Source organism: Ruminococcus sp. (assembly GCF_017650195.1).
Taxonomy (GTDB): domain Bacteria; phylum Bacillota; class Clostridia; order Oscillospirales; family Ruminococcaceae; genus Ruminococcus.
Window position 1 is genome coordinate 1 of sequence record NZ_JAGCFH010000012.1, and the last position, 7,164, is coordinate 7,164.

General features: G+C 48.1%; 4 protein-coding genes. All 4 read left to right on the forward strand.

Annotation, left to right across the window (positions count from 1 at the left end):
• Positions 1–369 precede the first annotated feature (369 nt).
• On the forward strand, positions 370–1,209 hold the full coding sequence (locus J6U00_RS00340) for a sulfide/dihydroorotate dehydrogenase-like FAD/NAD-binding protein (RefSeq protein WP_296577451.1): 840 nt from the start codon (positions 370–372) through the stop codon (positions 1,207–1,209).
• A gap of 1 nt (position 1,210) precedes the next feature.
• Positions 1,211–2,596: an NADPH-dependent glutamate synthase gene (gene gltA / locus J6U00_RS00345; protein ID WP_296577454.1), complete on the forward strand. Its 1,386-nt coding sequence runs from the start codon at positions 1,211–1,213 to the stop codon at positions 2,594–2,596.
• Between the two features lie 22 nt (positions 2,597–2,618).
• The gene (locus tag J6U00_RS00350) at positions 2,619–3,242 is read left to right on the forward strand and encodes a redox-sensing transcriptional repressor Rex (RefSeq protein ID WP_296577456.1); all 624 of its coding nucleotides are present in this window, start codon (positions 2,619–2,621) and stop codon (positions 3,240–3,242) included.
• A 776-nt stretch (positions 3,243–4,018) separates the two neighbouring features.
• The coding region (gene carB, locus J6U00_RS00355; protein WP_296577458.1) for a carbamoyl-phosphate synthase large subunit at positions 4,019–7,164 on the forward strand (3,146 nt) is incomplete at its 3' end.

A 7,164-nucleotide genomic window follows, 5' to 3' on the forward strand; every position in this document is an offset into this window, starting at 1 on the left:
ATTTTTGGGGCGATGTTCATATCGCCCCATGTTTTTTACTGTTTGATTAGCACTATACAGGAGACTAATGCCTGTATCAGCCAGCATAATATGTAATTATATATATCGTAACGGCCAATGTCGTTCTTTTCTATTATTTCCGCTGTATTACCACGGAAATAAACCAAAGTCTGACAGCAGTCAGTGTATGAATCGCTACAAAAATATCGATATCGGAATATCGATATTCCGCTGTTATATTTGTGCAGCATAAGGTTTTTGTGATATAATATTGAATATATCAATGCAATGCCTGTATCGGCGGAGGTCAATGGCGACTGCCACCGAACCCCCCTGCACTGCAAATCTATCGTAAGGAAGGTATGGACAATGTTTGAAATTCTTGAAAAAAGAAGTCTCAACCCCACCGTTACCCTTATGCGTATAAACGCTCCCAAGGTAGCAAGAAAGGCTGAGCCGGGACAGTTCATAATACTCAGAACAGACGCTGACGGAGAGCGCATACCGCTCACTATCGCAGATTTTGACCGTGAGAGCGGTTCGGTGACTATAATATTCCAGATAGTCGGCGCTACGACAGAAAAGCTCAACCACATGAACGAAGGCGACTGCTTACAGGACTTCGTTGGTCCTCTCGGCAGAGCTACAGAGACAGAGGGAATTAAAAAGGTTGCTGTAGTCGGTGGCGGCGTAGGCTGTGCTATTGCTTACCCCGTTGCAAAGAAGCTCCATGCCCTCGGTGTTGAAGTTCATTCCATAGTAGGCTTCAGAAGCAAGGATCTCGTTATACTTGAGGACGAGTTCAAGGCTGCAAGCTCAAAGTTCGTGCTCATGAGCGACGATGGTACCGCAGGCGAAAAGGGTCTCGTTACCGATGCCCTCAAAAAGCTCATAGACAGCGGCGAAAAGTACGACAGGGTCATCACTATCGGACCTCTCATAATGATGAAGTTCGTCTGTAAGCTCACCAAGGAGTACAATGTCCCCACTGTCGCTTCCATGAACCCAATAATGATAGATGGTACGGGAATGTGCGGCGGCTGCCGTCTCACAGTCGGCGGCGAGACTAAATTTGCCTGCGTTGATGGTCCCGAATTCGACGGCCATCTCATAGACTTTGACGAGGCTATGGCAAGAGGAGCTATGTACAAGCCCTTCGAACGTCACGCCTACGAGGAAGCCTGCAATCTGTTCAAGGAGGTAAAGTAATATGCCGAATATGTCTGCTACAAGAAATGAGATGCCTGTACAGGCTCCCGACGTAAGAAACAAGAATTTCAGCGAGGTAGCTCTCGGCTATACCGAGGAACAGGCTATAGATGAAGCTAAACGCTGCCTTAACTGTAAGAACAAGCCTTGCTCCACAGGCTGTCCCGTACAGATAGATATCCCTGCATTTATTGCTCAGGTGGCTGAGGGAAATTTCGCAGAGGCTTACAAGATAATCACAAAGTCCAGCTCACTTCCTGCTGTATGCGGAAGAGTATGTCCCCAGGAGACACAATGCGAGAGCAAGTGTGTAAGAGGCATCAAGGGCGAGCCCGTTGCTATCGGACGCCTTGAAAGATTCGTTGCCGACTGGCACAACGCACAGCCCGAAGTAGCTCCCGAAATACCTGCAAAAAATGGTCACAAGGCTGCTGTTATCGGTTCGGGCCCTTCTGGTCTTGCCTGCGCAGGCGACCTCGCCAAGAAGGGTTACGACGTTACTATATTTGAAGCTCTCCACGTTGCAGGAGGAGTTCTCTCCTATGGTATCCCCGAATTCAGACTTCCTAAATCTATAGTTCAGAAGGAAATCGGCGGTCTGAAGGCCCTCGGCGTAAAGGTTGAGACAAATACCGTTGTCGGAAAGACTGTCTCTGTTGACGAACTTATGAAAGAGGAAGGCTTCGAGTCCGTATTCATCGGCTCAGGTGCAGGTCTTCCCAGATTTATGAATATCCCCGGTGAGAACCTTAACGGAGTATACTCAGCAAACGAGTTCCTTACACGTATAAACCTCATGAAGGCTTACAAAGAGGGCAGTGCTACACCTATCAAGGCTGGCAGCAAGGCTGTTATCGTAGGCGGTGGAAACGTTGCTATGGATGCCGCACGCTGCGCTAAGAGACTGGGTGCTGAGGTTTACATAGTTTACAGACGTACAGAGGCTGAGCTCCCTGCAAGAGCAGAGGAGGTCGAGCACGCCAAGGAAGAGGGCATTATCTTCAAATTCCTCACAAATCCCGTTGAGATACAGGCTACTGACGACGGCTGGGTAAAAAGCATACACTGCCAGCAGATGAAGCTCTCAGAGCCAGACGCATCCGGCAGAGCAAAGCCTGTTCCGATAGACGGTGCTTTCATAGACATTGAGGCTGACTGCGTTATCATGTCTATCGGCACCTCGCCAAATCCTCTTATCAAGTCCACTACAGCCGGTCTCGACACCCAGAAGTGGGGCGGTATCATCGCTGACGAGGACGGTCTTACCTCCAAGGAAGGCGTTTACGCAGGCGGTGACGCTGTAACAGGAGCTGCTACGGTAATCCTCGCTATGGGCGCAGGCAAGAAGGCTGCCGCAGCTATGGACGAATATATGCAGAAAAAATAAGTCCTCTGAACGGAGGTACACCATGAATAAAAATATTACCTCTCAGACGCTGGCGCGTCTCCCTGTGTACTTCAATTACCTCAGATCTCTCCCGGAGGAGCGAAAAAAAGGCAATATATCTGCTACGGCTATTGCCGATGCCCTCGGTCTCAATGACGTTCAGGTCAGGAAGGACCTTGCCTCAGTAAGCAAGGGTGGCAGACCAAAGGTGGGTTATATCACCTCCGAGCTTATGAGTGATATAGGCAGATTCCTCGGCTTTGAGAACCGCGATGGCGTTGTTGTGGCAGGAATGGGAAACTTCGGCAGAGCTATGCTGGAATATAATGGCTTTGAGGCTTACGGCTTCGATATTCTTTGCGGATTTGACTGCAACAGGGAACGCGTAGGCAGTTCCATAAACGGTAAGCCGGTCAGACATATCGACGAGCTGGAAAGCTTTTGCAGGAAAAATGATATCCGTATAGGTATCATAACCGTTCCTGAGGCGGCTGCACAGGAGGTCTGCGACAGAATGGCAAAGGCAGGTATAAAATTTATTCTCAACTTTGCCGCAGTATACCTCAATGCTCCCAAGGGCGTTGCGGTGCATAACGAGAATATCTCACTCACTCTCGCAATGCTTGCAAGGCGAAGCGAAAGCTGAGCAGACAGATAAAAGTAATAAAGAGAACATATTTCTTCCATTAAAAATAAAAGAAACATATATTACAATTCAATATTTCCTGTTGACTTTAAACTAAATGTAATTTATAATATAATTATATCCCAAGAGTAAAGGAGGAAAAAATCATAGCTGATATTAATAATCCAGGATCAAATAATCAGCCTATAACTTCTGATACAAGCGAAAGGAAATCAAAACTGCTCCCTATATTGCTACTGATCTTTTGTATCGTAGCACTTGCTTATTTTGCTATTACATTTGGCAAGTTAGTGCCGCATACTACAGAGGATTTTTATCAGAGTCTCATATCCAAAAGCCAGGCTGGAATCCCTTACGAAGAGGCTATTTCAAGAGCTGATGAACGTATATGGCAGAACAGGATACAAGCTATTATCTATGGCGTATTCTCGGTCCTTTCCATTGGCGGTACAGTTTTAAGCATTCTGGCTATAAAAAACGCAGGATCCAGGAAATAACATTGCAAGAGCTGCCTATGGCAGCTCTTTTTGCGTTCACATCCAATGGCTGAAGTTTAGCTGCGCAGTTGCCTGCACCTTCACTACACTATGCACTTTGCACTAACAACTAACCACCGAATACGGCATATTCTCCAAAATTGTACTGGTTGTAAAAGATATTTTCTATATTGCAATTTGCACCGAATTATGTTATTATATAAGGTAAGAAGTTGCGCCATGACGTTTCATGGCAAATATATCAACGTACATTTTCAGTGTACGGGTCAGGAGTATAATATGCCAAAAAGACAGGATATTAACAAGATCATGATAATCGGCTCGGGTCCTATCATCATCGGACAGGCCTGCGAGTTTGACTACTCAGGCACTCAGGCCTGCAAGGCTCTTCGCAAGCTTGGATATGAGATAGTCCTCGTAAATTCGAACCCTGCTACTATCATGACGGATCCCGATGTTGCTGATATTACTTACATCGAACCCCTCAACCTCGAAAGACTTACCCAGATAATCGAAAAAGAACGCCCTGACGCTCTTCTCCCCAATCTCGGTGGTCAGTCTGGACTCAATCTCTGCTCTGAGCTTGACAAGGCAGGTGTACTTAAACAGTTCGGCGTTCAGGTAATAGGTGTTCAGGTCGATGCTATTGAGCGCGGTGAGGACCGTATAGAGTTCAAGAACGCTATGAAGGCTCTAGGCATCGGTATGCCAAAGAGCGAGGTAGCATATTCTGTCGATGAGGCTGTTAAAATAGCTGAAAAGCTGAAATATCCCGTTGTTCTACGTCCTGCCTACACTATGGGTGGCGCCGGCGGCGGTATGGTATACAATGTAGATGAATTAAAGGTTGTATGCGCAAGAGGTCTCCAGGCTTCTCTCGTAGGACAGGTACTCGTTGAGGAATGTATCTTCGGCTGGGAAGAGCTTGAGCTGGAAGTTGTCCGCGATGCAGATAACAACAAGATCACAGTATGCTTTATCGAAAACATTGACCCTATCGGCGTTCATACAGGCGATTCCTTCTGCTCCGCACCTATGCTCACTATCCCCGAGGACGTACAGGCTACGTTACAGGATATGTCATACAGAATAATCGAATCCATTGAAGTCATCGGCGGCTGCAACTGCCAGTTCGCACGCGATCCCGAGACAGGTCGTATAGTAGTTATTGAAATAAACCCCAGAACCTCACGTTCTTCCGCTCTTGCTTCAAAGGCAACAGGCTTCCCGATTGCTCTCGTTTCGGCTATGCTCGCCTGCGGTCTTACTCTCAAGGACATCGAATGCGGCAAGTACGGTACTCTTGACAAATACGTTCCTGACGGAGATTATATAGTTATCAAGTTCGCACGCTGGGCTTTCGAGAAGTTCAAGGGCGCTGAGGACAAGCTCGGCACTCAGATGAGAGCTGTCGGCGAAGTAATGAGCATAGGCAAGACCTACAAGGAAGCTTTCCAGAAAGCTATCCGTTCACTGGAAACAGGTCGCTACGGTCTCGGCTTTGCCAAGAACTTCAACAGCATGACCAAGGAGGAGCTCCTCGCACAGCTCCGCTTCCCCACAAGCGAGAGACAGTTCGTAATGTATGAGGCTCTCCGCAAGGGCGCAACTATTGACGAGCTCTATGAGCTCACAAAGATAAAGAAGTACTTCATCGAGCAGATGAAGGAGCTCGTTGACGAGGAGGAGAAGCTCCTTACAATGAAGGGCTCAGTTCCTGCCGAGAACGTGCTCAGACAGGCTAAGCTGGACGGATTCAGCGACCGTTACCTAAGCTCACTCCTCGAAGTTACAGAGGAGGAGATACGCAATGCCCGTATCGGCTTCGGTATAAAAGAAGCATGGGAGGGCGTTCACGTAAGCGGTACAAAGGACGCTGCTTACTACTACTCCACATATCACCTTGACGAGGACAAGAGCCCTGTAAGCACAGAAAAGCCCAAGATAATGATACTCGGCGGCGGTCCTAACCGTATCGGTCAGGGTATCGAGTTCGACTACTGTTGCGTTCACGCAGCACTTGCTCTGAAAAAGCTGGGCTTCGAGTCCATTATCGTAAACTGCAACCCTGAGACAGTATCCACTGATTATGATACATCGGATAAGCTCTATTTCGAGCCCCTTACTCTTGAGGACGTTCTTGCTATCCACGAGAAGGAGAAGCCTGTGGGCGTTATAGCTCAGTTCGGCGGACAGACTCCCCTCAACCTTGCAAACGACCTTAAAAAGTACGGCGTCAATATCCTCGGCACTACTCCGGAGACTATCGACCTCGCTGAGGACCGTGACCACTTCCGCGCTATGATGGACAAGCTGGGTATACCGATGCCTGAGGCAGGTATGGCTGTAAATGCCGACGAGGCTATCGCTATCGCAAACAAGATAGGCTATCCCGTAATGGTTCGTCCTTCCTACGTTCTCGGCGGACGCGGAATGGAGGTAGTTCATGACGACGAGATGATGAGAGTATACATGAACGCTGCCGTTGGTGTTACCCCCGACAGACCTATCCTCATCGACCGTTTCCTCAACCATGCTACAGAGTGCGAGGCTGACGCTATATCAGATGGTACGCACTGCTTTGTTCCTGCTGTTATGGAGCATATCGAGCTCGCAGGCATACACTCCGGCGACTCCGCTTGTATACTCCCCTCAAAGAACCTGACAGAAAAGCAGGTGGCTACTATCAAGGAGTACACAAAGAAGATAGCCGTAGAAATGAACGTATGCGGACTTATGAATATGCAGTACGCTATCGAGGGCGACACAGTATACGTTCTCGAAGCAAATCCCCGTGCGTCAAGAACAGTTCCGCTGGTATCAAAGGTATGCGATATCAACATGGTTAAGATAGCTACGGATATCATCACTTCCTCTATCACAGGCAGACCTTCTCCTGTTCCGGAGCTCAAGGACAAGCAGATAGGTCACTACGGCGTAAAGGAAGCTGTATTCCCCTTCAATATGTTCCAGGAGGTGGACCCTCTCCTCGGACCCGAAATGCGTTCAACAGGTGAGGTCCTCGGTATATCTCCTTCCTTCGGCGAGGCTTACTACAAGGCTCAGGAGGCTACAAAGAACAAGCTTCCGCTGGAGGGAACAGTTCTCCTCAGTGTATGCGAAAGAGACAAGCCTGAGCTTGTTGATATCGCTAAGTCCTTCCACGAACTGGGCTTCCATATAATCGCTACAGGCAAGAGCTATGAGATGATAAAGGAAGCAGGCATACCCTGCGACAAGATCTTCAAGATATACGAGGGACGTCCGAATATCGCTGACGAGATCGCAAACGGCGAGATACAGATGATAATCAATACTCCTGCAGGCAAGACCAGCGTTCACGACGACAGCTATATCCGTAAGGCTGCTATCAAGCACAGAGTTCCTTACATGACAACAATGGCTGCTGCAAAGGCAAGCGCAGA